Genomic DNA, 24832 nt, shown 5'->3' on the forward strand with positions numbered 1-24832 from the left:
CTCTACAAACGTCACATGCGGCAACGGTCAGCCTGCCTGTGCTAGTTTTCCCGGCTCGACGAAGGCGCCCCCTGGCGCCTTTCCGTGGCAAGGAGTAATCGATTACATGCAGGACCCGATGTTCAGCACCCCCGCCGCCGAAATCCGCCGCGCCGGGGTCGATCTCAATGGACTGATGACGGTGCTGGGCAAGCACCTGTACTCCACCCCGATGGTGGCGCTGCGCGAGCTGGTGCAGAACGCGCACGATTCGATCATCCGTCGCCGTATCGAGCAGCCCGGCATCCAGAATGTGTCGCGCATCGACGTGCAGGTCGATGTCGCCGCCGGCGTGCTGCGCATCACCGACACCGGTGCCGGCCTGACCCGGCAGGAAATCCACGATTACCTGGCCACGGTCGGGGTCGGTTACACCCGCGGCCTGCGCCAGGACGGCGAGGACAATGAAGGCCTGATCGGCATGTTCGGCCTGGGGTTCCTGTCGGCCTTCGTGCTGGCGCGCCGTGTCAGCGTGCGTACCACCTCCTACCAGTCACCCGAGCTGGGCCACCTGTACGTGTCCAGCAATGCCGAGCAGTACACCGTCAGCGAAGTGCCGGCACGCGCGATCGGCACCGAGGTCGAGCTGGAGCTGCATCCGGACTTCCTGCCGCTGGCCAACGAAGCGCGCCTGCACGAGGTGCTGGGCCGCTACTGCGCGCTGCTGTCCGAGCCGATCTTCATCGGTGCGGCGACCGCCGCGATCAATCCCGAACCGCCGCCGTGGCGCGGGCAGGGGGACGTCGCGCTGCATCCGGTGCAGGCACGCCGCCAGGCGCAGCAGTTCGCGGCCCGCTTCGAACACGATTTCGAGCCCATCGTGACGATGCCGCTGCAGTCCGATGGCAGCAGTGACGCCATCGGCATGCTCTGGGTGCAGGACGGTGCCACCTACGGCACCAGCGACAACCGCAATCTGTCGGTGTTCGTGCGCGGCATGCTGCTGGACGACGACGCGCGCGACCTGCTGCCGCCGTGGGCCGGCTTCATCGGCGGGGTGATCGAATCGTCGAAGCTGACCCCGACCGCCAGCCGCGAGGACCTGCAGCGCGATGACCACTATCGCGCCGTGCAGCACGCCCTGCTGGAAGCGCTGATCGATGGCCTGGCCGACGTTGCGCGGCAGCAGCCCGAAGCCTGGCGACGCGTGCTCAGCCGCCACAACGAAGCCCTGCTGGGCGCGGCGCTGTGCGATGAGCGCCTGTTCGACCTGCTGCTGGAACACGTGCGCGTGCCGACCTCGCAGGGTGACCTGCCGGCCAGCGCGTTGCCGGCGCGCGGCGCCGTGCATGTGATCCTCGACAACGGTGGCGGCTTCGAGGAAATGCTGTTCCGTGCGATGGGCGTGCCGGTCGCGCATGGCCATCGCTATGCCGTGGTGCCTTTCCTGCGCCGCTGGGCCCAGGCCAAGGGCCTGCGCCTGGTCGAACTCGGTACCGAGCAGGGCAATCGAGCGCTGTTCCGCACCGACGACAGCCTTGACGATACGCAGTTGGCCTGGCTGCGCGAACACCTGGGCGACGGCGAACAATTGCTGCCGGCGCATTTCAGCCCCGAGGCGCTGCCGGTGGTGGTGGTGCCCGACCGCGAAGCCGAACTGAAGCAACGCCTGGAAGACGACGAGAACGACAAGCGCGTATCGATGGCCGCATTGCGGCTGGCGCGCCAGTTCACCGCGCGCATCGAGGCACGTGCACCGTCGCGGCTCTACCTCAACCTGGACAATCCGGCGGTGCAGGCCTTGCTGCAGGCCCAGCGCGATGGCCACCCGCAGGCCGCGTCTGCCGCGCGCCTGCTGCGCTCGCTGAAGATCATCGTGTCCGCGCAGGGCCGGCCGTTGCAGCGCACTGCGGCGACGCCGGGCCCCGATCTCAATAGTGCATTTACCGATATTGCCGGTGCCCTGCAGCAGATGCTGCGCTGAGCACCGCCCCCTCTCATCCAGCCTTCGCTAGACAGGAGCATTACCCCCATGGATATCTGGAACTGGGTCGAAAAACTGCAGGAAGACCTGCGCCAGGCCGGGCAGGCACAGAACGCCCACCTGCTGACCCGCCTTGCCGATGAAGTCAGTGAACTGCAGGTCGACCGCGTCGATGCGTTGCTTCCCGAAGCGCGCGCGCTGGGCAAGGCGCTGGACAACCCCTGGGTCGACGTCTACGTCGGCCATTGGGCGCTGCGCAACCGCGTCGGCAACCGCGTGGAAGGTGAAAGCGCGCTGGGCGAGTCAGTAGCGCTGTTCGAACGCGCACACCGTGCCGATACCCTGGACTGCCCGCAGTCGATCTGCGTCACCCAGGATCTTGCCGCCTGCTACGGCAACATCGATGGTCCGGGCTGGGTGCCCGAGCGCATCGAGGTCTGCGACGAGACGCTGGGACGCATCGACCCGAGCTGGGCCTGCTTCCAGTGCCTGAGCTGCGAGAAGGCCGACGCGCTGCTGGACGACGGCCGCGGCCAGGACGCGCTGGATTACCTGCAGGTGCAGGCGGCGGCGATCCAGGCGCGTGGCAAGGAAGTGTTCGACAGCTTCCCGGAAATGCAGATCAAGATCCTGCTGGCCAGCGGCCGCGCGGCGGAGGCGCTGGCGTTGATCGAGCAGCGTGAGGCCGAGGTGGCCGCTGCAGGCGAGTACGAGCCTGCCAACTGCACCGTGCCGCGCCGGCTGTCCAAGGCCTGGGCGCTGGCCCAGCTGGGGCGTGATGAAGAGGCGCTGCAGCAGCTGGTGCCCTGGAGCGAGCTCACACCGAACCACTGGCGGCTGTGGGCCAATACCGCGTCAACGCTGTGCAGTCGTGATGGCGAACGCAACACCTGGGATCTGGGCACGCGCTTCAACACCATCATCGAGCACTTCGCCACTGTTGGCGCGCATCGCCTGGTGATCGAGATCGCTGCATTGAGCCTGGAACTGGCCCTGCAGCGCGGAGCGCGCTGGGTGGCGCAGCGCCAGCTGGGCCTGGCCCGCACCCATCTGGCGCAACTGCGGCAGGACCGTGGCGCTGCCGCGCTGGTGGCGGGCTTGGCGGCACGGATCGAGGCGCTGCCGGAGACGGCACCGCTACCGGTGCCTGCTGATGAACTGCTGGCGTGGCTGCAAGTGCAGGGCGAACAGAACCAGTCGCGCGATCCCGAGCGTGAAGCGCAGTGGCTGCTGCAGGCGCACGCCGAGCGGCCGGATGACGGCGCATTGGCCGAGGTCGCCGCGTCGGCGCTGCATGCCTGTGGCGCGAAGAGCGAAGCGCAGGCACTGCTGTGGGACTTCGTGCGCGGCCACGCGCAGGAAGATGGTGCAGCGGCCTACACGCTGATGCGTTGGCTGGCCGAGCAGGGCGATGATGACGGCCTGCGCAGGCTGGCCGCGACCTACCGCGACAGCGTGCCTGTGTTCGCGCACTGGTGCGAGGTACAGCGTGCACGGCGCGCGTCCGACTGGCCGACGCTGGAGCAGGCCGCGCAGGCGTTGCTGGCGTTGTCGCCGGGCTCGAACGGTGCACGCGGGACGCTTGCCCGGATGTACATGGAGACCGGCCGCTTCAGCGAGGCGCAGGCCTGCTATGCGCAGCTGGTGGAACTGCTGGAAGAGCCAAACGCCGCGCACTGGGACCACATGAGTGCGGCCAGCGCGGCGCGCGACTGGGATGCGGTGCGCCGCTCGGCAGCAGCGATCGGCATGGAACTGTCCAGCCAGCAGGGTGTGGTCGAAGAGCCGTGGGGCTGGGTGATCATCCGCAGTGAAGAAGGCGGCGAGCCGATGGAGTACTACGCCCGCCGCAGCGGCCCGGTGACCGCGCGCATCGTCGAGAACGCACCGGCCAACCGTGCGCAGCAGGTGGGTGACTGGGTGGTGTTCGACGCCGGCCTGGTGCACCCGGCACCAGAAGACGAAGCGGAGCGCGAGCACTTCATTCCGACCTATGCGCAGGTGCATGTGCTGGAGCGGGGTGGTTTCGCACGCAGCTGGCTGGTCGACGGCGCGCACCCCGGTGAAGATGCATGGAACGCCTTCGTGGAAGCCGCCGAGGCACAGGGCTGGCAGGTGTGGTCGCACAGCCGTGCGGACTACACCGTGACCGATCCGGACGCGGAAGACGGCACGCTGCCGGGTCTGCTGTTCACTGTCGCCCAGCCGCAGGATCACGCGCCGCTGGCACTGCATCGTTTCCTGCAGCAGGCTACGGCGGATTGGGCGCACCCGCACTGCTGGCTGCGCCTGGCCGAGGCCTGCGACCAGGACCGCCAGCCGCACCTGGATGCGATCGAGCGGTACGGGCTGTAATCTCTGCTGCGCTGCGGGCTCGCCGGGCACGGCCCGGCGCTACGCCTACGTGTTGCCGGTAGTGCCGGCCGCTGGCCGGCAACCCCATGAGATCCTGTGTTGCCGGCCAGCGGCCGGCACTACCTCAAGGAGAAATACATGCGAAAGACAGGGATGTTGGTGATCGTCAGCCTGCTGTTGGCCCCCGCCGTGCAGGCTGCGCCTGCCTGCCAGCAACCGGCCGACGTAGCACGGGCCTTCTTCGAAGCGACCACCGGCAAGGGCGATCTGCTGCAGCCGCCGCAGGCACTGGTCAGCGCGGCATTTGCCAAGTCGCTGCACGCCGAGCGTGCCTGCCAGATGCGCGAAGAGGGCATCTGCACGATCGATTCCGATCCGTGGCTGGACGCGCAGGACGGGGATATCGACGGCCCCGTGCGCTACAGCTGGAAGCAGGCGTCAGCCACGGCGGGCCAGGTCGAGATGCGCTACTCGGTTTGGAACAAGGCCTACGTGACGAGGTTGCCGATGGTGCGCAAGGGCGAGGGCTGCTGGCAGGTCGATGACATCCTCACCAACAGTGGCCGCTCGGTGCGCAGGATCCTGGCCCAGCCGGTGCCCTGAGCATCTGGGGCATCCACGCATGGCGTGGATCTACTGTGCTCCGATTGCCGGCCGGCGGCCGGCACGCCTCTATCGCGAATGCCCGAACACCAGTTCGATCACGAACTGGCTGCCGAAGAACGCCAGCAGCAGCAACAGCATCGCCGTCAGCGTCCAGTGCACCGCCTTCGTGCCGCGCCAGCCGTAGCGACGGCGGCCGATCAGCAGCACGCCGAACACGATCCACGACAGCACGCTCAGCACCGTCTTGTGCACCAGCTTCTGCGCCAGCAGGTCGTCGACGAACAGCACGCCGGTGACGAGGGTCAGGGTCAGCAGGGCGAAGCCGACGGTGATCACCCGGAACAGCAGCGATTCAAGGTCGGCCATCGGCGGCAGCGCACGCAGCCACGGACGGAATTCACGGCGACGCAGCGCCCGTTCCTGCAGCCACAGCATGATCGCCAGCAGCGCTGCGATGCTCAACGTGGCGTAGGCCAGCAGCGCCAACCAGGCGTGGCTGGCCAGACGCCAGCCCAGCAGCTTGCTCGGTTCGTGGCCGTAGCTGTGATAGACCACCAGCAGCAGCGCGGCCAGCGGGAACACCACCACGCCCAACGTGGACATGCGCCCGCGCGCGCCCACCAGCGAGGTCAGCCAGGCCATGCCCAGACCCACCAGCGACAGCGCGGCGAAGAAGTGCATGTCCGGTCCGCCGGTCGTGCGCATCGCCACCAGCACGTGGTAGCCGCCATGCAGCAGCATCGCCGGCAGCGCAGGCCACAGCCACACAGGCGAGGTCACCCCGTCGTTGCGACCAAGGGCGCGCACCAGCAGGGCGCTGGCGGCCAGGTAGAGCAGGACGGCGATGAGAACGATTGTCATCGTTGAAGTTTCGCATACCCCCGGGGTGCTGGCGACGGGCCTGGCGTCGCAGTCCGGGGAGCGCGGTGGACCCGTTATACTGTGGGCCTTATTGTCCCCCGCTTTCAGACAGGTTGCGCCGCATGTTCGAGTCCCTGACCCAGCGCCTTTCCGGCACCATCGAGCGCCTGCGCGGCCGTGGCCGCCTGACCGAAGAGAACATCCGCGAGGCGACCCGCGAGGTCCGCATCGCGCTGCTCGAAGCCGACGTCGCGCTGCCGGTGGTGCAGGCCCTGATCGAGCGCATCAAGGTGCGTGCGGTCGGCCAGGAAGTGCTGAAGTCGCTGACCCCGGGCCAGGCCCTGATCAAGGTCGTGCGCGACGAGCTGACCGCGGTGATGGGCGCCGAAGCCAGCGACCTGAACCTCAACGTTCCCGCTCCGGCCATCATCCTGATGGCGGGCCTGCAGGGCGCCGGCAAGACCACCACGGTCGGCAAGCTGGCCAAGCACCTGAAGGAAAAGCGCAAGAAGAAGGTGATGGTGGTCTCGGCCGACGTCTACCGTCCGGCGGCGATCGAGCAGCTGAAGACGCTGGCCGAGCAGGTGGGCGTGCTGTTCTTCCCGTCCAGCGCCGACCAGAAGCCGGAAGCCATCGTCCGCGCCGCCATCGACGATGCACGCAAGTCGTTCGTCGACGTGCTGCTGGTCGATACCGCCGGTCGCCTCGCCATCGACGAAGCGATGATGGCCGAGATCAAGGCCCTGCACGCTGCGGTCAACCCGGCTGAAACGTTGTTCGTGGTCGACGCCATGACCGGCCAGGACGCGGCCAATACCGCCAAGGCCTTCGGCGATGCACTGCCGCTGACCGGCGTGGTGCTGACCAAGACCGATGGTGACGCCCGTGGCGGCGCCGCGCTGAGCGTGCGCTACATCACCGGCAAGCCGATCAAGTTCGTCGGTGTCAGCGAAAAGCCGGAAGGCCTGGACGTGTTCCACCCGGACCGTATCGCCAGCCGCATCCTCGACATGGGCGACGTGCTGTCGCTGGTCGAGCAGGTCGAGCAGCAGGTCGACAAGGACAAGGCGCAGAAGCTGGCCGAGAAGGTCGCCAAGGGCAAGAAGTTCGATCTGAACGACATGCGCGACCAGCTCGAGCAGATGCAGAACATGGGCGGCATCGGCGGCCTGATGGACAAGCTGCCGGGCCTGGGCCAGATTCCCGAGCACCTCAAGCAGCAGGTCAGCCAGGGCAAGGAAGTGCCGCGCATGATCGCCATCATCGGCTCGATGACCAAGAAGGAACGGCGCAACCCGAACCTGCTCAACGGCTCGCGTCGCGCCCGCATCGCCAAGGGCTCGGGCGTGACCCCGGCCGACGTCAACAAGCTCATGAAGCAGTACATGCAGATGGAAAAGATGATGAGCAAGATGGCCGGCGGCGGCATGAAGGGCATGATGCGCAGCATGAAGGGCATGATGGGCGCCATGGGCGGCCGTGGCATGCCGTTCCGCTGAGCGCTTGCTGTATCGAACGCTTGAACAACCCGCGGAATCAATCAAAGGAATGTGCATGAACAAGTCGATCGTGGTGATGGCGCTGGCCCTGGGCCTGGTTGCCTGCAAGGACGACACCTCCGTGTCGCAGAAGGCCGGCAGTGCCATCAGCGGCACCGCTGCCGATTTCGTCGCCGGGCTGGGCGAGGGCGTGGACAAGAAGATGAACGTGACGCTGCAGGCCGATCCGGGCCTGGCTGCGCGCGGGCTCACCGTCACCTTGGGCAAGAGCCGCGGCATGGGCTCCAAGGACGCAGCGGTCTACGTGGTGGCCGACAAGGCCTTCAAGGGCAAGCTGGTGGCGCGCGCACTGGATGCCGAGGGCACCGAGATCGGCCGCGCCAGCGCCGAGGAAGAGTTCGCCGCTGATGACGCGCGCTATGTGACGTTCAAGTTCAACGAAGAAATGGACAGCCAGCTGGTCCGCACCTACGCGGTGTCTGCACGCTGAGCAACGCGGGAGCGGATCGCCCGATGCGACGCTCCCGGCAACAATGTCTGGCGTATGCTGGCAGCGACTCCTCCCACAGGTGCGTCGCGTGAGCCTTTCGCCGATTCTCGAACGCGCCGACGATTTCTGTCGGCGTTTTTCATTGCAGCTGCCGATCCTGCTGGCACCGATGGCCGGCGCCTGTCCGGTTCCACTTTCCGCCACGCTGGCCAACGCTGGCAGCATGGGCGCGATGGGCGCCGTGTTGTCGCCCGCGGCGGATATCGGCCGATGGATGCAGGACTTCCGGGCCGCGTCCAGCGGGCCGGCGCAGGTGAACCTGTGGTTGCCCGATCCCGCGCCGGTGCGCGATGTGGCCGCCGAGGCCGCCACGCGTGCATTCCTGGGGCAGTGGGGGCCGGAGGTTGCGGCGAGCGCAGCGGATGCCACGCCTGCCGATTTCGAGGAGCAGTTCAGTGCGCTGCTGGCGGCACGCCCGGCGGTGGCCTCGACCATCATGGGTGTGCTGTCGCCGCGTCATGTGCAGCAGTTGAAGGGTGCGGGCATCGCCTGGATCGCCTGCGCTACGACGCTGGCCGAAGCGCGCGCTGCACAGGATGCGGGTGCTGACGCCGTGGTCGCGCAAGGTGCTGAAGCCGGTGGCCATCGCGGTGCCTTCGATCCGATGCGTGCCGAGCAGCAGCTGGTCGGCCTGTTTGCGCTGCTGCCGCGGCTGGCGGACAACCTGAAGATTCCGGTGATCGCTGCGGGGGGAATCGGCGATGGTCGCGGCATTGCTGCTGCCTTGATGCTCGGAGCCAGCGCGGTGCAGATCGGCACGGCCTTCCTGCGCACACCCGAAGCAGCGGTGGCACCGGCATGGGCCGATGCGTTGGCCCGCAGCGAACCCGAAGACACCTGGCCGACCCGCGCTTTCAGCGGGCGTCTGGGGCGTGGGCTGGCGACCGCCTACGTGCGTGCCGCTGCCACCGAGGGCGCACCCGCGCCGCGCCCGTATCCGGTGCAGCGTGGCCTGACCGGACCGATGCGCAAGCAGGCCACGCAGGAAAACCGGCTTGCTGCGATGCAGGCCTGGGCCGGGCAGTCGGCGTGGATGGCACCGGCAGCGCCGGCCGCCGACGTGCTGCGTGGCATGTGGGATCAGGCGCAGGCACTGCTGCGATGACGGTGACCTGCAACGGCGCCACGGCGCGGGTCGAAGACCTGTTGCCGGCGCTGACCAACTATGGCCACTTCACCTCGCTGCAGGTGCGCGGCCACGCGGTGCAGGGTCTCGATCTGCATCTGCAACGGCTGGCGCGGGCAACGCAGGCGTTGTTCGGCAGCGCGCTTGATGTCGCACAGGTGCAAGCGTGGATGGCGCAGGCGCTGCAGCAGGCCGGCCAGATCGATGCATCGATGCGGGTCACGGTGTTCTCGCGCCGTTTCGATTTCCGCGATCCGCTGGCCAGCGTACCGGTGGATGTACTGGTTGCCGTCTCCGCGCCGGTCGCGCTGACGGCGCCCAAGCGCGTGCGCAGCGTGACATGGCAGCGCGAGCTGCCGCAGATCAAGCATGTCGGCACGTTCGGCCTGTTCGCCCAGCGCCGTGCTGCGCTGGCTGCCGGCTTCGACGATGCGCTGTTGGTGACTGCCGATGGGCAGATCACCGAGGGCACGACCTGGAACCTGGCCGTGCATGACGGCGAACACCTGGTCTGGCCGCAGGCGCCTGCGCTGCGGGGAACCGCTGAAGCGCTGCTGCAGGCGGGCTGGGAGGGTCCACAGCAGGCCCGCCCGTTGCGGCTGGATGCGCTGGCCGGCATGCAGGCCGCCTTCGCCTGCAACGCCAGCGGGCTGTGGGCGCTGGACGCCATCGACGGTCAAGCGCTGCCGGGTTCGCAGGCGCTGGCCGAGCAGGGCAGGGCGGTGCTGGCGCGGGTGCCCTGGCAGCCGCTTTCCTGAACGGGAAGTCCTGAAAGCCGCCGGGCATGGCCCGGCGCTACCGGGCAGGTCCGTTTTTCCGCGGGGTTGGCTCGGCCGGAATCTGCCGCTATAATCGCCCGCTTACCGCGCCATCCTGGCGACTGGGCAATAGGAAAAAACCACCATGGTCAAGATTCGACTGACCCGCGGCGGCGCCAAGAAGCGTCCGTTCTACCACATCATCGTCACCGACGTCCGCAGCGCCCGCGACGGCCGCAACATCGAGCGCGTTGGTTTCTACAACCCGGTTGCACAGGGTGGCGAGAAGCGCATCGAGCTGGACCTGGCCCGCGTTGACCATTGGGTCAAGAACGGCGCCCAGCCGACCGAGAAAGTTCGCAACCTGATCAAGGAAGCGAGCAAGTCCCAGGCCGCTGCGGCCTGATCCTGACGGGCCGCGCCCTGGTGCGGCCCATCTGATTGAACGCAGATGAAAGATAACGAGCGCCGCATCCTGCTTGGCAGGATTGTCGGCGCTTTTGGTGTGCGCGGCGAAATAAAGCTCGAGTCCTGGACCGAGCCGCGTTCCGCTATTTTCCGTTACCAACCGTGGATCCTGCGCAGCCCCAACGGGCAGGAATCGACGCTTGAAGGCGCCCGTGGCCGGGATACCGGCAAGCACCTGGTGGCCCGTTTCCCGGGCATCGAGGATCGCGACACGGTCGAGGCGATGCATGGCACCGAGGTCTTCGTGGCCCGCAGTGCGCTGCCGCCGCCGAATGCCGACGAGTATTACTGGGTCGATCTGGAAGGCCTGGATGTGAAGACCGTCGAAGGCGTTGCCCTCGGCCAGGTCTCGCACCTGTTCAGTACCGGCGCCAACGATGTGGTGGTCGTACGCGGCGATCGCGAGCGGATGATTCCGTTCGTCGTGCCGGAGTTCGTCAAATCCGTCGACTTCGAGGCCAATCTGGTCGTGGTCGACTGGGACCCCGAGTTCTGAGTGTAAGCATGCGTTTCGACGTCATCACCCTGTTCCCCGATTTCCTCGCCCAGTCCGCTGGGCTGGGCGTGGTCGGCCGTGCGCAGGAAAAGGGGTTGTTCAGCCTGCATGGCTGGAATCCCCGTGACTACGCCGAGGGCAACTACCGCCGGGTGGACGATCGTCCGTTCGGCGGTGGCCCGGGCATGGTGATGCTGATCGAACCGCTGCAGGCCTGCCTGCAGGCGATCCGCGACGCCGATCCGACGCCTGCGCGGGTGATCCATCTCAGCCCGCAGGGCGCACCACTGACCCAGGCCAAGGTGCGGGAACTGGCGGCATTGCCGCGCATGGTCCTGCTCTGCGGCCGCTATGAAGGCATCGATGAGCGTTTCCTGGCCGCCGATGTCGATGAGGAGATCTCCCTCGGCGACTATGTGCTGTCCGGTGGCGAGCTGGGGGCTGCGGTCATCATCGACGCGGTGGCCCGGCTGCAGGAAGGCGCCTTGAATGACGCCGAATCGGCCGCGCAGGACAGTTTCGAGGGCGACCTCGGCCTGCTCGACTGCCCACATTACAGCCAGCCGGCCCAGCATCCGCTGGGTGACGTGCCGGACGTGCTGCGCTCGGGCAACCATGCCGCCATCGCCGCCTGGCGCCGGCAGCAGTCGTTGATCCGTACCGCGCAGCGGCGCCCGGACCTGCTGGATGAACAGGCGCTGGGCAAGGCCGACCGCAAGTTGCTGGCCCTGGCCCGCCAGGCCCCGGCAGAAAAGGGCAGGCCCTAGCGCCAGCCCCGCTTTATCGGCTATCATGGCCAATTACCGCCGGCCCAGGCTGGCGTGCAATACCCAAAACAAACGTGCAGCACAGTCCGGTGACTGCATGAGCCCACGCTGTCGAATGACACGCCCACCCGAACAATGAATCGGTGTAACCCATGAGCAAGCTGAACAAGTCCATCGTCGCGGAATTCGAATCCGCCCAGATCACCCGTGAACTGCCGCAGTTCAGCCAGGGCGACACCGTTGTCGTCAACGTGAAGGTGAAGGAAGGTGCCCGCGAGCGCGTGCAGGCCTATGAAGGCGTTGTCATCGCGACCAAGAACGGCGGCCTGAACTCCTCGTTCACCGTGCGCAAGATCTCGCACGGCTACGGCGTCGAGCGCGTGTTCCAGACCCACAGCGCCATCATCGACTCGGTCGAAGTGAAGCGTCGTGGTAAGGTCCGCGCCGGCAAGCTGTACTACCTGCGTGGCCTGGAAGGCAAGGCTGCCCGCATCAAGGAAGATCTGGCTGCTGCTGCTGCCGCCAAGGTTGCCCGTCTGGCAACCAAGGGCTGATAAACAACTTCGGTTGTTGCCGCGACGGCCGCCTTCGGGCGGCCGTTTGCGTTTGTGGTGTCGCCTCGTTAGTTTCAAGGGATGGATGAGACCGACCATCGATACCCGGCCGACATCCAGGTGGCATTGCGCTTCCTGGACGGTTCCGGCGTTCCGCGGCGGGAAGCGGCCCCTCTGCTGCACCGCATGCTGTGGCGGCTGGGTATCGCGCTGCCACCGCCGATACTGGCCGGGTTCCTGACCAATACGCTGCTGCAGGGCCTGCTGTTCGGCGTGTTCTGGACGGTGCTGATGTGGCTGCTGCTGTGGCAGGGCAGGGCCCCGGCAATGGCGTTGCTGGTGCTTGCTGGCGTGCTGGCAGGCGTAATGTTCGGCCTGGTGATGGCCACCCTGATGTGGTTCCTGCGCGGGACCCGCAAACTGCCCACCTGGCAGCAGTTCCGCCGCAGCCTCTGAGGCCATGGCGCAGTGCGCCGTGACCGCTGCCGGGCGGCGGCGTACGCTCGGGCCTTCAACCCCCATGGCCCCTGCGATGTCCGCCAAGCGAACCGCCAACAGTGCTGCGCCGAAGCTGCTGTCCGGCGGTAATCCGCAGATCGCCAAGGGTGAGGGCGATGCGCCCGTGCAGGCCTACATCGCCGCCATGCCGGACTGGAAACAGGCCGTCGGTGCACGTCTGGATGCACTGATCGAGCAGGCCGTGCCCGGCGTGCACAAGGCGGTGAAATGGAACTCGCCGATGTACGGCGTCGCTGCCGGCGAGGGCTGGTTCCTCAGCTTTCATTGCTTCGCCCGCTACATCAAGGTCGCCTTCTTCCGCGGTGCGCGGTTGCAGCCTGTTCCGCCGGAACCGTCCAGGAGCGCCGACACGCGCTACCTGCACATCCTTGAGGATGGCGTGCTGGACGAGGCGCGGTTCCTCAACTGGGTGCGGCAGGCCAGCGAGCTGCCCGGCGAACGCATGTAGTTCTCAAGGATCTTTCCCCGTACGAGACCACACGATGGCCACGCAGAAGACCGATCCCGCAGATGCTGCTCTCCCCGCCGCCGCACTGATCGATGCTCGTATTGCCGAGCTCGGTGATTGGCGCGGCGACATCCTCGCCCGCGTGCGCGCGCTGATCCACGAGGCGCTGCCGGACGTGGAGGAAACCTGGAAGTGGCGCGGCACTCCGGTGTGGGAACACAACGGCATCCTGTGCACCGGCGAATGCTACAAGCAGGCGGTGAAGCTGACCTTCGCCCACGGCGCTGCGTTGCCGGATCCGAAGGGCCTGTTCAATGCCAGCCTGGAAGGCGGCACGCGCCGCGCGATCGACATCCACGAAGGCGAAATGCCGAATGCCGCGGCGTTCAAAGCCCTGATGCGTGCGGCCGCAAAGCACAACGCCACGAAGAAAAAGCGGTAGTGCCGGGCCATGCCCGGCGGATTTCTGGCAACCGCTGCGCTCGCCGGGCGTGGCCCGGCGCTACCGGGTCACAGCATCCGGGTCGGCCACCGGCGACGGCGGGCAGGCCGGAATCTCCGATGGCGTGGCCAGTTCCTCCGCGTGCACCGGCTTGCTGATCATCCTCGCCTTGCGCCAGCCACCCCAGCGGTAATACGCCAGCGACAGCAGCATCGACACCAGTGAACCGGCCGGGAAGCTCCACCAGATCGCGTCGGCGCCCCAGTACGGCTGCAGGAATTCGGCGAATGGCACGCGCACGCCCCACAGCGACGCTGCCAGGATCAGCAGCGGCGGCAGCACCGCGCCGGTGGACCGCACCACGCCGGAGATCACGAAGCTGACGCCGAAGAACAGGAACGAACCGATCACGATGTGGTTCAGGTGCCGCGCGATCTGCAGCGACTCGCTGCCCTGCGGCAGGAACAAGGCCAGCGAATACTGGTCCAGCAGCACCAGCGGCAGGATCAACGCGCCGGTCAGCAGGAAGTTGAACAGGATGCCCTGGCGTGCGGTACCGCGCACGCGGTCCCAGCGCTGCGCACCGACATTCTGCGCGGCCATCGACGAACACGCCGCACCGATCGCCATCGCCGGCATCTGCACGTAGTTCCACAGCTGCAGCGACGCACCGTAGGCCGCGCCGGTGTCGGTGCCGTACTGGTTGACCATCGTCATCAGCATGATCACCGACAGCGAGATCAGCACCATCTGCAGGCCCATCGGCACGCCCTTGATCACCAGCGCACGCAGGATGGTCATGTCCAGCTTGAACAGGTGCATGTCGGCGCGGCCCAGCCACAGCGTGTGCCGCTTGTGCCGCATGTACAGCAGCAGGCCGGCCAGCGACAGCGTCTGCGACACCAGCGTGGCCCAGGCCGAGCCGGCGATGCCCAGTTCCGGGAACGGCCCCATGCCGAAGATCAGCACCGGGTTCAGGGCGATGTCCAGCACCACCGAGACCAGCAGGAAGCGGAAGGGCGTGCGCGAATCGCCGGCGCCACGCAGCGCCGCACTGAGGAAGGCGAAGGCGTACAGCGTCGGCATCGCCAGGAAGATGATGCGCAGGTAGGCCTCGGCCAACGGCAGCGAGGCGGCAGGCGTGCCCATCGCCGCCAGCAGCGGGTGGGCCAGGAACCAGCCGGCGATGGCGATGATCACCGACAGGCCGATGAAGAACGTGGCGCTGGTACCGACCACGCGCCGCGCCTGGGCGATGTCGCGCGCGCCGATGGCCTGGCCGATAAGGATGGTCGAGGCCATGCCGAAGCCGAACACCGAACCGATCAGGAAGAACATGATGTTGTTGGCGTTCGCGGTCGCGGTCAGTGCCGCTTCGCCGAGGAAGCGCCCCACCCATACCGCATTCACCGAGCCGTTCAGCGACTGCGCGATGTTGCCTGCCAGGATCGGCAGCGCGAACAGCAGCAGGTTGCGGCCGATCGGGCCGGAGGTCAGGTCAAGCGGCGCTTTGGCCATGGAGTGGTGATCGATTACCGGGAGGCGCACACTAGCATCAAGCCGGTTTGCAGGATGTGGCAATGCATCAACGACAGCAGGCGATGCGGATGATCGCGGTGGCCTTGATCGCAGCGGCACTGGCCGCATGTTCGTCAGGTGACCGGCTGGGCGATACCCAGGTGCGGCCGACCGACCGCCCCGAGTGCCTGGTCGGCAGCCAGCGCCAGGATCTGGCGGCCGGAACGCCGGCATTGATCGGGGGCACTGGTTGCCGTACCGACCCCGACAATCCGCGCCCCCTGAACAAGCGAACGGAGTAGTCCCTACCGATGTCCGAGCTTTCCCCGTTGGCGCCCAGCGTCCGTCTGGACATCTGGCTGTGGGCGGCCCGCTTCTTCAAGACCCGCAGCCTGGCAAAACAGGCGATCGAGACCGGCAAGGTATCCGTGGCCGGGCAGCGCCCGAAATCCTCGCGCGCGGTGCGTGTGGGGGAGCAGCTGCTGGTCGATCGCGGTGAAGAACACTTCGAGATCCAGGTGCTGGGCCTGAGCGACCAGCGCGGACCGGCGCCGGTGGCGCAGCAGCTGTATGCCGAGAGCGAGGCCTCCAAAGCGCGTCGTGCCGAACTGCGAGCGCTGCGCATTGCCGCGCGTGATGGCTACCAGGCGCCGGAGCACAAACCGGACAAGCGCGCACGCCGGTTGATCCGCGCCCTGGGTGATCTCGATGCGTTGTGACGCAGTGGCCGGACTGAAAGCGCTCTGGTAGCCGCCCACCTTGGTGGGCGCTGTGCCGCCTGCGCTCAGCCACCGTTCGGCTTGCGCCCCGCACGTTGGAACGTCCTCTTCATGGAAGCCCACCATGTTCCTGCGCCGCAGCCTGCTGTGCCTGGCCCTGTCCGCCGCCGTCCCGGTGTTCGCCGCCGACATCACCTTCTGGGATACCCCGCAGCGCGGTGGCAACAGCTTCAACGAAGCGCCGCCGGACAAGGCCTATTTCCAGGCGTTGCGTGCGACCGGCGCCACCTGGGTGCGACTGACCCCGGACAAATGGCGCAGTGCCGGCGGCCGCGATTTCCTGATGGGCGATGCCGACCACTATCAAGGACTGGTGCCGGCCGATGTGGAGACCCTGCGTCGCGCGCTGGATGACGCCAATGCCGTGGGCCTGAAGGTGGTGCTGGTGCCGCTGTCGCTGCCCTTGCTGCGCTGGAAACAGAAGAACGGCGACGTGGTCGACCAGCGCCTGTGGCAGTCCTTCGACAACCACGCACCTGCGCAGCGCTTCTGGCGTGACCTGGCCACCGCACTGAAAGGGCATCCGGCGCTGGCCGGCTACAACCTGATCAATGAGCCGGCGCCGGAATACGCCACCACGCTGGCCGAACATGCCTCCCGCGAGGACATGCTGAAGTGGTATGCGGGCGTGCAGGGCGGGCCGCGCGATCTGCGCCAGCTGTACATGGAATTGGTGGCCAGCGTGCGCGAAGTCGATGCAGAGATACCGTTGATGCTTGATGCCGGCTGGTATGCCGCGGCCGATGCGTTCGACTACTGGCCTGCGCCGCTGGACGACGCGAAGCTGCTGTACAGCGTGCACATGTACGAGCCGTATGCGGCCACCAGTGCGCCGAACCAGAAGCGCAGCACGCCGTACCGCTATCCCGCGGAAGTGCCGTTCGGCGACCGCAGCGAGCGCTGGGACGCCGTGCGCGTGCGCAGCTACCTGCAGCAGCCAATGGACTGGGCGAAGACCCATGGCATCGGCGCCAACCGCATGGTGATCGGTGAGTTCGGCTGCATGCGACGTTGGCCGGACTGCGGCCGCTACCTGCGCGATGTACTGGACGTGGCCGAGCAGCAGAAGGTGCACTGGGCGTTCTACGCATTCCGCGAAGACGGCTGGGACGGCATGGACTACGAACTGGGCGACAAGCCGCTGCCGGGATCGTACTGGCAGGCCGTCGAGAAGGGCGAAGCCGTGCAGCCGCCGCGTTCGATGCAGGCGCCGCTGTTCGCACCGATTCTGGAGCGGCTGAAGGCCGGAGCGCGCTGACGCCTACGCGGTAGCGCCGGGCCACGCCCGGCGGTTGCATCGGTAGACGCCCACCTTGGTGGGCGTTGTGCCGTGTGCCGCGTGCCGACCAAGGTCGGCATCTACCAGGGCAGGGTGCGAACGCTCTGGTAGTCGCCCACCTTGGTGGGCGTTGTGTTGTGTACCAATCAAGGTTGGCACCTACCAGAGCATGTCAGCCGTGCAGGTCGTAGCGGTCCAGCTCCATCACCCGCGTCCAGGCGGCGATGAAATCCTGCACGAACTTCTTCTCGCCATCGGCACTGGCATACACCTCGGCCAATGCACGCAGCACGGCGTTGGAGCCGAACACCAGATCCGCACGGGTGCCGGTCCAGCGTGCAGCGCCATCGTTGCGGCCGCGGCCTTCATAGCTTTCGCGGCCGGTCGCCTTCCAGGTCGTGCCCATGTCCAGCAGGTTGACGAAGAAGTCGTTGCTTAACGTGCCGGGGCGGTTGGTGAACACGCCGTGCTTACCGCCATCGACGTTGGCGCCGAGCACGCGCAGGCCACCGACCAGCGCGGTCATTTCCGGTGCGGTGAGGGTCAGCAGCTGAGCCTTGTCGATCAGCAGCGCCTCGCCAGGCACGCTGTAAGCGCCCTTGAGATAGTTGCGGAAACCATCGGCAGCCGGCTCCAGTACCGCGAACGATTCGACGTCGGTCTGCTCCTGGCTGGCATCGGTGCGGCCCGGGGTGAACGGCACGCTCAGGTCGTGGCCGCCGGCCTTTGCCGCTTGCTCGATGCCGACGCCACCGGCCAGCACGATCAGGTCGGCCAGCGACACCTGCTTGCTGCCCGAGTCGTTGAACTCGGCCTGGACCTTTTCCAGCGCGGCCAACACCTTGGCCAACTGCTGTGGCTGGTTCACCGCCCAATCCTTCTGCGGCGCCAGGCGCACGCGCGCACCGTTGGCACCACCGCGCTTGTCCGAGCCGCGGAAGGTCGACGCCGAGGCCCATGCCGTGGACACCAGCTCAGCCACGCTCAGGCCGGTCGCCGCAATCTTCTGCTTCAGCGCGGCGATGTCCTTGGCGTCGATCAGCGGGTGCTTCGCTTCCGGCACCGGGTCCTGCCAGATGAATTCCTCGGCGGGGATTTCCGGGCCGAGATAGCGCGCACGCGGACCCATGTCGCGATGGGTCAGCTTGAACCAGGCGCGGGCAAACGCATCGGCGAAGGCCTGCGGATCCGCAAGGAATTTCCGCGAGATCTTTTCGTAGGCCGGATCCATGCGCAGCGACAGATCGGTGGTCAGCATCGTCGGGCGGTGCTTCTTCGACGGATCGTGCGCATCGGGGATCACCGCATCCGCGTTCTTGGCGACCCACTGGTGAGCGCCAGCCGGGCTCTTGCTCAGCTCCCACTCGTGGCCGAACAGGATCTCGAAGAAGTCATGGCTCCACTGTGCGGGGGTGCGGGTCCAGGTGACTTCCAGGCCGCTGGTGATGGTGTCGCCACCCTTGCCGCTGCCGAAGCTGTTGGCCCAGCCCAGGCCCTGGCTTTCCAGGCCCGCTGCTTCTGGTTCCTTGCCGACGTTGTCGGCCGGGCCGGCACCGTGGGTCTTGCCGAAGCTGTGACCACCGGCGATCAGGGCGACGGTTTCTTCATCGTCCATCGCCATGCGGCCGAAGGTGTCACGGATGTCATGCGCGGCCAGCACCGGATCGGGATTGCCGTCCGGGCCTTCCGGGTTCACGTAGATCAGGCCCATCTGCACGGCGGCCAGCGGGTTTTCCAGTTTGCGCGAATGCACGTCGCCATCAGCGTCGTCATCGGACACCAGCACGCCGTGGTTCTCTTCCACACCCTCCGAGCCGTGCTTGTAACGCACGTCGCCGCCGAGCCAGGTGGTCTCGCGGCCCCAGTACACATCCTGGTCCGGCTCCCAGGTATCGGGACGGCCGCCGGCAAAGCCGAGCGTCTTGAAGCCCATCGATTCCAGTGCGACGTTACCGGTCAGGATCAGCAGGTCGGCCCAGGAAATGGCCTGGCCATACTTCTGCTTGATCGGCCACAGCAGGCGTCGCGCCTTGTCCAGGCTGACGTTGTCCGGCCAGCTGTTGAGCGGAGCGAAGCGCTGCTGGCCGCGGCCACCGCCGCCACGGCCATCGTCGATGCGGTAGGTACCGGCGCTGTGCCACGCCATGCGGATGAACAGGCCGCCGTAGTGACCGAAGTCGGCCGGCCACCAGTCCTGCGAGTCGGTCATCAACGCCTTCAGGTCGGCCTTCAGCGCGCTGTAGTCCAGCCCGTTGAAGGCCGTGGCGTAGTCGAAGCCCGCATCAAGGGGATTGGAGCGCGTGGAGTGCTGGTTGAGCAGGTCCACGCGCAGCTGGTTCGGCCACCAGTCGCGGTTGGTCGTCGCATCACCGACGACGGCATGGTTGAACGGGCACTTCGCTTCGCTTTTCATGGGTCTCTACCTGTGGACTGGCGAATGAGGGAATCAGATCGCTTACCCACCATAGGCATCGCCTAACGATGGGTAAATTCGATTGATTCAACCGCTGCGATAGTGGCTGCCTATGGTTGGCAGCGCTTGGATCGTTGTGCGCGATCAGCGCTTGAGCAGGCCCGCGCCGAGCTTGAGCAGATCGCTGGCGCCGAACTGGCCATCGCCGTCCTGGTCGAGCGCACCGCCGAGCAGGCTGCCGATGCCGCCGCCGGATTGCTGTGCTTCCTGGCCCAGGGCCTGGCTGAGCTGGCCGGCGTTGCCGCTCTGGGCAAACCGCTGGGCCAGGAACGACATGACGATGGGGGCGAGGATCGCCAGCAGCTGACTGGACTTGCCGCTGTCCAGGCCGGTCTTCTGGCCCAGCGCTTCGGCCGCCTGTGAGGTCTGCCCACCGAATACATGGCCGAGGATGCCGGCGCCGTTTGTGGCGTTGCCGCCGCCGCCGCCCATCACCGCGCCGAGGATGCTGCCGAGATCGAAACCTCCACCGCCGCCGCCGGCCGAACCGAGGTGGTCGCGCTGCAGGGCATTGAGCAGGGACTGCGCACCCTGCGGCTCACTGGCGTTCTGGCCCATCGCGCCGAGCAGCAGGGGCAGGGCGCTGCCGACGGCCTGGGTGGCTTGGCTGCTGTCCAGGCCGAGCTGCTGCGACACCTGCTGCAGGCCTTGGCCCTGCTGCAGCTGCTGGAAGAGGGATGCAGCGAGGGATTCGGTGTTCATGGCGGTCTCCGGTCTGTGAAGGACGAACCGCCCGAGCATAACGCCGTGTACACGACGGAAGTGCGAAAGGCAGCCGAGCGTGGGCTCGGCTCTACAACGGTAGCGCCGGGCCATGCCCGGCGGCCGGGATTACAGCAGCGCCTTCAACCGGTACAGCGCTTCCAGTGCCTGCTTCGGCGTCAGCTCGTCCGGGTCGAGCGCGGCCAGCGCCTCCTGCGCCTTGTTCGGCGGGGCGGCGAACAGTCCGAACTGCTGCGGTGCATCCAGCGCCTGCGGGGCGAGCTCGGCAGCATGGCTTTCGCCGCCGCGCTGCTCCAGCTCGGCCAGGCGTCGACGCGCCTGTGCCACGGTGGCACGCGGCAGGCCGGCAAGGGCAGCCACCTGCAGGCCGAAGCTGCGGTTGGCCGGGCCGTCCTTCACCGCGTGCATGAACACCAGCGCTTCGCCGTGCTCCACGGCATCCAGATGCACGTTGGCGATGCCGCTGCGGCCGCCCTCGTGCTGTTCGTCGGCCAGCGCGGTCAGTTCGAAGTAATGGGTGGCGAACAGCGTGTAGCAGCGGTTTTCGTAGGCGAGGTGGCGCGCCACCGCGTCGGCCAGGGCGAGGCCATCGTAGGTGGAGGTGCCGCGGCCGATCTCGTCCATCAGCACCAGCGAATGTGCGGTGGCGTGATGCAGGATGTAGCTGGTTTCAGCCATCTCGACCATGAAGGTCGACTGCCCGCGGGCAAGATCGTCGCCTGCGCCGATGCGGGTCAGGATGCGGTCGATCGGGCCGATCAACGCGCGGCTGGCCGGCACGAAGCTGCCGATGTGGGCCAGCAGCACGATCAGCGCGTTCTGCCGCATGTAGGTCGATTTACCGCCCATGTTCGGGCCGGTGATGACCAGCATGCGACGGTCCGGGTGCAGGTCCAGATCGTTGGGCTCGAACGGCTGGTCACGCACCGCTTCCACCACCGGATGGCGGCCGCGTTCGATCTTCAGGCACGGCCCGGCCTGCAGTTCCGGACGCGCCCAGTCCAGCGCCTGCGCACGCTCGGCGAAGGCGGCCAGCACATCCAGTTCGCTGAGTGCGGCGGCGCACTGCTTGAGCGGTTCCAGCTGCGTGCCCAGCGTGTCCAGCAGCTGCTCGTACAGATACTTCTCGCGCGACAGCGAACGGTCGCGGGCAGACAGCACCTTGTCCTCGAACGCCTTCAGTTCTTCGGTGATGTAGCGCTCGGCGTTGGTCAGTGTCTGGCGGCGGGTGTAATGCACCGGCGCGCGCTCGGACTGGCCCTTGCTGATTTCGATGTAGTAGCCGTGCACACGGTTGTAGCCGACCTTCAGGGTGGCGATGCCGCTGCTCTCGCGCTCGCGCTGTTCCAGGTCGACCAGGAACTGGTCGGCGTGGGTCGACAGGCGGCGCAGTTCATCCAGCTCGGCGTCGAAGCCATCGGCCAGCACGCCACCATCGCTGAGCTTGAGCGGTGGCATTTCGGCAATGGCGCTGGCCAGCAGGTGCGCGCACTCGTCGTGCTCGCCGAGCGCGGCGTGCAGGGTCTGCAGTCGCGGTGAATCCAGCGGTGCCAGCACCTCGCGTACGGCCGGCAGCAGGCCGAGGCCATCGCGCAGGGTCGAGAAGTCGCGCGGCCGTGCCGAGCGCAGGGCGACGCGGGTGAGGATGCGTTCCAGGTCGCCGAGGCGGCGGAACTGCTCGCGGATGTCGGCGTCGCTGCCGCGGTCGATCAGTGTCTCCACCGCGTGGTGGCGCTGCACCAGCACCTCGCGCAGGCGCAGCGGCCGATGCAGCCAGCGGCGAAGCAGACGGCCACCCATCGGCGTCACCGTGCTGTCGAGCACGCCGAGCAGGGTGTTGCGGGTATCGCCGTCGACGCGGGTGTCCAGCTCCAGATGGCGTCGCGTTGCCGCATTCATCGCAATCGCTTCGCTGGCGGTCTCCATCGAGATGGAGGTCAGGTGCGGCAGGCGCTGCTTCTGGGTTTCCTCGACATAGCCGAGCAGGGCGCCGGCAGCGGCCGTGGCGCGCGGCTTGTCGTCGATGCCGAAGCCGCTGAGGTCGTGCAGCTTGAAGAAGTTCAGCAGCTGGCGGCGACCACTGTCGGCGTCGAACAGCCACGGCGCGCGGCGACGCACGCCGCTGCGCTGGCGCAGGAAGTCGGGCCAGTTCTCTTCATCCGGCACCAGCAGTTCGGCCGGTTCCAGACGGGCCAGCTCGGCCTCCAGCGCGTCATCGGTGTCGACTTCGTTGACCAGGAATCGGCCGCCGGCCAGGTCGGCCCAGGCCAGCCCATAGCCGCTCTTGTTGCGCGACAGGGCCATCAGCAGGGTGTCGCGGCGCTCGTCCAGCAGCGCCTCGTCGGTGACGGTGCCGGGGGTGACGATGCGCACCACCTTGCGTTCGACCAGACCCTTGGCCAGTGCCGGGTCGCCGATCTGTTCGCAGATCGCCACCGATTCGCCCAGCGCCACCAGCCGTGCCAGGTAGCCCTCATAGGCGTGCACCGGCACACCGGCCATCGGAATCGGTGCGCCACCGGAGCTGCCGCGCTGGGTCAGGGTGATGTCGAGCAGGCGCGCGGCCTTGCGCGCGTCGTCGTAGAACAGCTCGTAGAAGTCGCCCATGCGGAAGAACAGCAGCAGGTCCGGATAGTCGGACTTGGCTGCGAAGAACTGCTTCATGAGTGGCGTATGCTCTGACGAGACCGTTGATTTTTTGGATTGTTCTTTTTTATCAGTCATTTAGAGCGCATTTTCACAAAGCGGAAGTGGTGGTGAGTAGGTGCTAGTGGAAGGGTTTGGAGACCATTGTAGTAGCCAAGGGTAGCCAAATCCCTGCAGGGGCCGATTCATGCCAGAATTTGGCTACCCGGCACCGGGCAGCGTGCCGCGACATTCATCCAAAGGACAGTGGTCGCCATGGCATTCCGACTGAAGCTCACCCCTGAACAGCTGAGACAGCTTCGCAGCACCCTGCGCCCGAAGCTAGACAAGAGCGGTGCGGTCGTCACCAACGCCAAGGGGTATGCGGTGCTCGAACCCAACCCCGACGGCAAGCAATGGCGGTTCCTCGATGGATCCCCAGGCGCGCCCATTGGGTTTGGGGTGTTCGTGGGCAAGCTCAAATCCACTTATGAAGTTCAGCGCAAGATCGGTGGCAAGGTCATGCGAATCAGCGTGGGGGACACCAGCGAACTGGCCCTCAAGGACGCCCACGACCTTGCCGGGGTGAAGGTGGCCGGGGCCAAGAAGGAGGGGCAGCACCCCAAGGCACTGGCGGAGAAGGAACTGTCGATCCAAGCCACCAAGGCGCTGACCGTTAACCAAGCGATCCAGCTCTACCACGACATGCTGGCCCGTCGGACCCGTCCGGCGACCGCGGGCACCCTCAAGGCGTTGACCAATTCCATGGCCCGCTTGGAGCGGCCGGAGGTGGGCATCGGCCACACCCCGATCATGGAACTGGACGAAGACAAGGTCAGCAAAGCCTTCGAGGCCACCCGCCTGTCGGCCGCCTTGCATTCCAACCGGTTGTCCCAGCCCATCAAGGACGCCATGGCGCGGGTGGGGCGGGTGGAGCTGACCGACGAAGAGCTGGCCAAGTTGGGCGTTGACAGCGAGGCCATGCGCACCCGCATTCGGGCGGCGGGGGTGTCGGCAGCCGAACAGACCTTCTCCACCGCGTTTCGAGCGATCAACTACGCGGTGGACAAAGAGGCCCGCGCTGCCAAGAAGGCCGAGCGCAAGGCGGTGCTGTTCGGAAATGACTTTGGCGTGCTGTGGGAGGAGGGGCGGATGCGCGACGCCGCGGGCCTTCACGTCTACTACGAGAAAGCACGCGTCCGAAACCCGTTGGGAAGCGAAGACAACACGCTGGGTCGGGCCATCGACTACCTGTGGAGCCGGCGCGAAGCCCAGCGGGGGCAGAACGAAAGCGGCGTTTACTACCTACTCACCACCTTGTTCCTGGGCGCGCGGCGCAACGAGACGGCGAAGCTGGCGTGGTTCGACCGGCTCACCCCGGTCGAGCGGGAAACCCAGTCTTGGGTGTGGCTGGATGAGATGGACCCCAAGGCCCGGCGAGAGGGGCGCGTGTCGGTGAACCCGCTCACCAAGAAGCCTGGCCCGCAGGTTTATTTTGCAAAAACGAAGAACAAACGCGACCACAGCATGCCGTTGGGCCCGTTCTCGCTCCAGCTCATCAAGCGTCGGTTTGATCAACGCCTGCCGGTGGAAGAACCTCGGGGGCGGTGGGTGTATCCGGCGCGCAGCTCGCGGGCGGCAGAAGGCCACTACAAAGACAGCAAGGCCATCATGAAAGGCTTGGGGGAAAAGCTGTCGGTGGAATTTGGGCCCACCCCGCACGACCTGCGGCGGACCTTGGGGCGCTATGCAACGCGCGTTGGGATCTCCAACCGCATCACCAGCCGGCTGTTCAATCACCTTCCGCAGAAGAAGGACGGCGAGGACGAGGGGTCCAAGTCCTCGGTGCGTTACCAGGAGCCGGAATGGTTTGAACTCCAGGATGCACTGCAGCGGGTGGAGCAGTTGATGGCGTCGAGTTCGCCCGCGTTCTACAACATGCTCAAACCGGTGGACTGGCCGCTGCTCCCTCCGCGCAACGACACGGCTACTCCGCAACAATAGCCACCGATAGAATGGGGCC

General features: G+C 66.8%; 23 protein-coding genes. 18 read left to right on the plus strand and 5 right to left on the minus strand.

Going from position 1 to position 24832, the window contains the following annotated elements:
* Nucleotides 1–106: 106 nt before the first annotated feature.
* From CR156_RS03130 to CR156_RS03140, 3 genes are all read left to right on the plus strand, one after another.
* A complete protein-coding gene (locus tag CR156_RS03130) occupies nt 107–1963 on the plus strand; it encodes an ATP-binding protein (protein ID WP_100551875.1) in 1857 nt (618 codons plus the stop codon).
* A 48-nt stretch (nt 1964–2011) separates the two neighbouring features.
* Nucleotides 2012–4318, plus strand: a complete 2307-nt coding sequence (locus CR156_RS03135; RefSeq protein WP_100551876.1) for a tetratricopeptide repeat protein — start codon at nt 2012–2014, stop codon at nt 4316–4318.
* 138 nt (nt 4319–4456) lie between these two features.
* Nucleotides 4457–4921 (plus strand): YqhG/Tai3 family protein, encoded by a 465-nt coding sequence (locus CR156_RS03140; RefSeq protein ID WP_100551877.1) that lies wholly within the window; start codon nt 4457–4459, stop codon nt 4919–4921.
* A gap of 69 nt (nt 4922–4990) precedes the next feature.
* On the opposite strand, the gene CR156_RS03145 is transcribed toward CR156_RS03140, so the two are convergent.
* The gene (locus tag CR156_RS03145; RefSeq protein ID WP_089239634.1) at nt 4991–5785 is read right to left on the minus strand and encodes a cytochrome C assembly family protein; all 795 of its coding nucleotides are present in this window, start codon (nt 5783–5785) and stop codon (nt 4991–4993) included.
* Nucleotides 5786–5907: 122 nt separating this feature from the next.
* Here CR156_RS03145 and ffh point away from each other — a divergent pair, with 122 nt between their 5' ends.
* From ffh to CR156_RS03200, 11 genes are all read left to right on the plus strand, one after another.
* Nucleotides 5908–7284 (plus strand): signal recognition particle protein, encoded by a 1377-nt coding sequence (gene ffh, locus CR156_RS03150; protein WP_100551878.1) that lies wholly within the window; start codon nt 5908–5910, stop codon nt 7282–7284.
* Between the two features lie 55 nt (nt 7285–7339).
* Complete coding sequence (locus CR156_RS03155; protein ID WP_099821059.1) at nt 7340–7774, plus strand: hypothetical protein; 435 nt, start codon at nt 7340–7342, stop codon at nt 7772–7774.
* An 88-nt stretch (nt 7775–7862) separates the two neighbouring features.
* Nucleotides 7863–8939: an NAD(P)H-dependent flavin oxidoreductase gene (locus CR156_RS03160; RefSeq protein WP_100551879.1), complete on the plus strand. Its 1077-nt coding sequence runs from the start codon at nt 7863–7865 to the stop codon at nt 8937–8939.
* Nucleotides 8936–9718 carry an aminotransferase class IV family protein gene (locus tag CR156_RS03165; protein WP_100551880.1) on the plus strand — a complete coding sequence of 261 codons (783 nt, stop codon included), beginning with the start codon at nt 8936–8938 and terminating at the stop codon, nt 9716–9718. The genes CR156_RS03160 and CR156_RS03165 overlap by 4 nt, the downstream gene beginning before the upstream one ends.
* A 145-nt stretch (nt 9719–9863) precedes the next feature.
* Complete coding sequence (rpsP, locus tag CR156_RS03170) at nt 9864–10124, plus strand: 30S ribosomal protein S16 (protein WP_025873821.1); 261 nt, start codon at nt 9864–9866, stop codon at nt 10122–10124.
* Nucleotides 10125–10169: 45 nt separating this feature from the next.
* Nucleotides 10170–10682 (plus strand): ribosome maturation factor RimM, encoded by a 513-nt coding sequence (gene rimM / locus CR156_RS03175; protein WP_025873820.1) that lies wholly within the window; start codon nt 10170–10172, stop codon nt 10680–10682.
* A gap of 8 nt (nt 10683–10690) precedes the next feature.
* Entirely contained in the window at nt 10691–11449 is a 759-nt protein-coding gene (gene trmD, locus CR156_RS03180) for a tRNA (guanosine(37)-N1)-methyltransferase TrmD (protein WP_100551881.1), read from the plus strand.
* A gap of 152 nt (nt 11450–11601) precedes the next feature.
* Nucleotides 11602–12003, plus strand: a complete 402-nt coding sequence (rplS, locus tag CR156_RS03185; RefSeq protein ID WP_099821063.1) for a 50S ribosomal protein L19 — start codon at nt 11602–11604, stop codon at nt 12001–12003.
* 81 nt (nt 12004–12084) lie between these two features.
* Nucleotides 12085–12459 (plus strand): DUF6404 family protein, encoded by a 375-nt coding sequence (locus CR156_RS03190; RefSeq protein ID WP_100551882.1) that lies wholly within the window; start codon nt 12085–12087, stop codon nt 12457–12459.
* A 76-nt stretch (nt 12460–12535) separates the two neighbouring features.
* Nucleotides 12536–12970, plus strand: coding sequence for a DUF1801 domain-containing protein (locus CR156_RS03195; protein WP_100551883.1), 435 nt, complete (start codon nt 12536–12538; stop codon nt 12968–12970).
* A 34-nt stretch (nt 12971–13004) separates the two neighbouring features.
* Entirely contained in the window at nt 13005–13412 is a 408-nt protein-coding gene (locus CR156_RS03200) for a DUF1801 domain-containing protein (RefSeq protein WP_100551884.1), read from the plus strand.
* A 60-nt stretch (nt 13413–13472) separates the two neighbouring features.
* On the opposite strand, the gene CR156_RS03205 is transcribed toward CR156_RS03200, so the two are convergent.
* Nucleotides 13473–14930 (minus strand): MATE family efflux transporter, encoded by a 1458-nt coding sequence (locus tag CR156_RS03205; protein WP_100551885.1) that lies wholly within the window; start codon nt 14928–14930, stop codon nt 13473–13475.
* Between the two features lie 62 nt (nt 14931–14992).
* Here CR156_RS03205 and CR156_RS03210 point away from each other — a divergent pair, with 62 nt between their 5' ends.
* The 3 genes from CR156_RS03210 (at nt 14993) to CR156_RS03220 (ending at nt 16967) form a co-directional block, all read left to right on the plus strand.
* The gene (locus CR156_RS03210) at nt 14993–15232 is read left to right on the plus strand and encodes a hypothetical protein (RefSeq protein ID WP_100464017.1); all 240 of its coding nucleotides are present in this window, start codon (nt 14993–14995) and stop codon (nt 15230–15232) included.
* A gap of 9 nt (nt 15233–15241) precedes the next feature.
* Nucleotides 15242–15649 carry an RNA-binding S4 domain-containing protein gene (locus CR156_RS03215; RefSeq protein ID WP_089239660.1) on the plus strand — a complete coding sequence of 136 codons (408 nt, stop codon included), beginning with the start codon at nt 15242–15244 and terminating at the stop codon, nt 15647–15649.
* Between the two features lie 124 nt (nt 15650–15773).
* Entirely contained in the window at nt 15774–16967 is a 1194-nt protein-coding gene (locus CR156_RS03220) for a glycoside hydrolase family 5 protein (protein ID WP_223880010.1), read from the plus strand.
* A 193-nt stretch (nt 16968–17160) separates the two neighbouring features.
* On the opposite strand, the gene katG is transcribed toward CR156_RS03220, so the two are convergent.
* The 3 genes from katG to mutS all read right to left on the minus strand — a co-directional run bounded on the left by katG (nt 17161) and on the right by mutS (nt 22908).
* Complete coding sequence (gene katG / locus CR156_RS03225; protein ID WP_100551886.1) at nt 17161–19401, minus strand: catalase/peroxidase HPI; 2241 nt, start codon at nt 19399–19401, stop codon at nt 17161–17163.
* 144 nt (nt 19402–19545) lie between these two features.
* Nucleotides 19546–20163, minus strand: coding sequence for a DUF937 domain-containing protein (locus tag CR156_RS03230; RefSeq protein WP_089239664.1), 618 nt, complete (start codon nt 20161–20163; stop codon nt 19546–19548).
* 129 nt (nt 20164–20292) lie between these two features.
* Entirely contained in the window at nt 20293–22908 is a 2616-nt protein-coding gene (gene mutS, locus CR156_RS03235) for a DNA mismatch repair protein MutS (RefSeq protein WP_100551887.1), read from the minus strand.
* Nucleotides 22909–23085: 177 nt separating this feature from the next.
* Between mutS and CR156_RS03240 the strand changes: the two genes are divergently transcribed.
* The gene (locus tag CR156_RS03240; RefSeq protein WP_100551888.1) at nt 23086–24813 is read left to right on the plus strand and encodes a tyrosine-type recombinase/integrase; all 1728 of its coding nucleotides are present in this window, start codon (nt 23086–23088) and stop codon (nt 24811–24813) included.
* Nucleotides 24814–24832 lie beyond the last annotated feature (19 nt).

Source organism: Stenotrophomonas lactitubi (assembly GCF_002803515.1).
GTDB classification, from domain to species: Bacteria; Pseudomonadota; Gammaproteobacteria; order Xanthomonadales; family Xanthomonadaceae; genus Stenotrophomonas; species Stenotrophomonas lactitubi.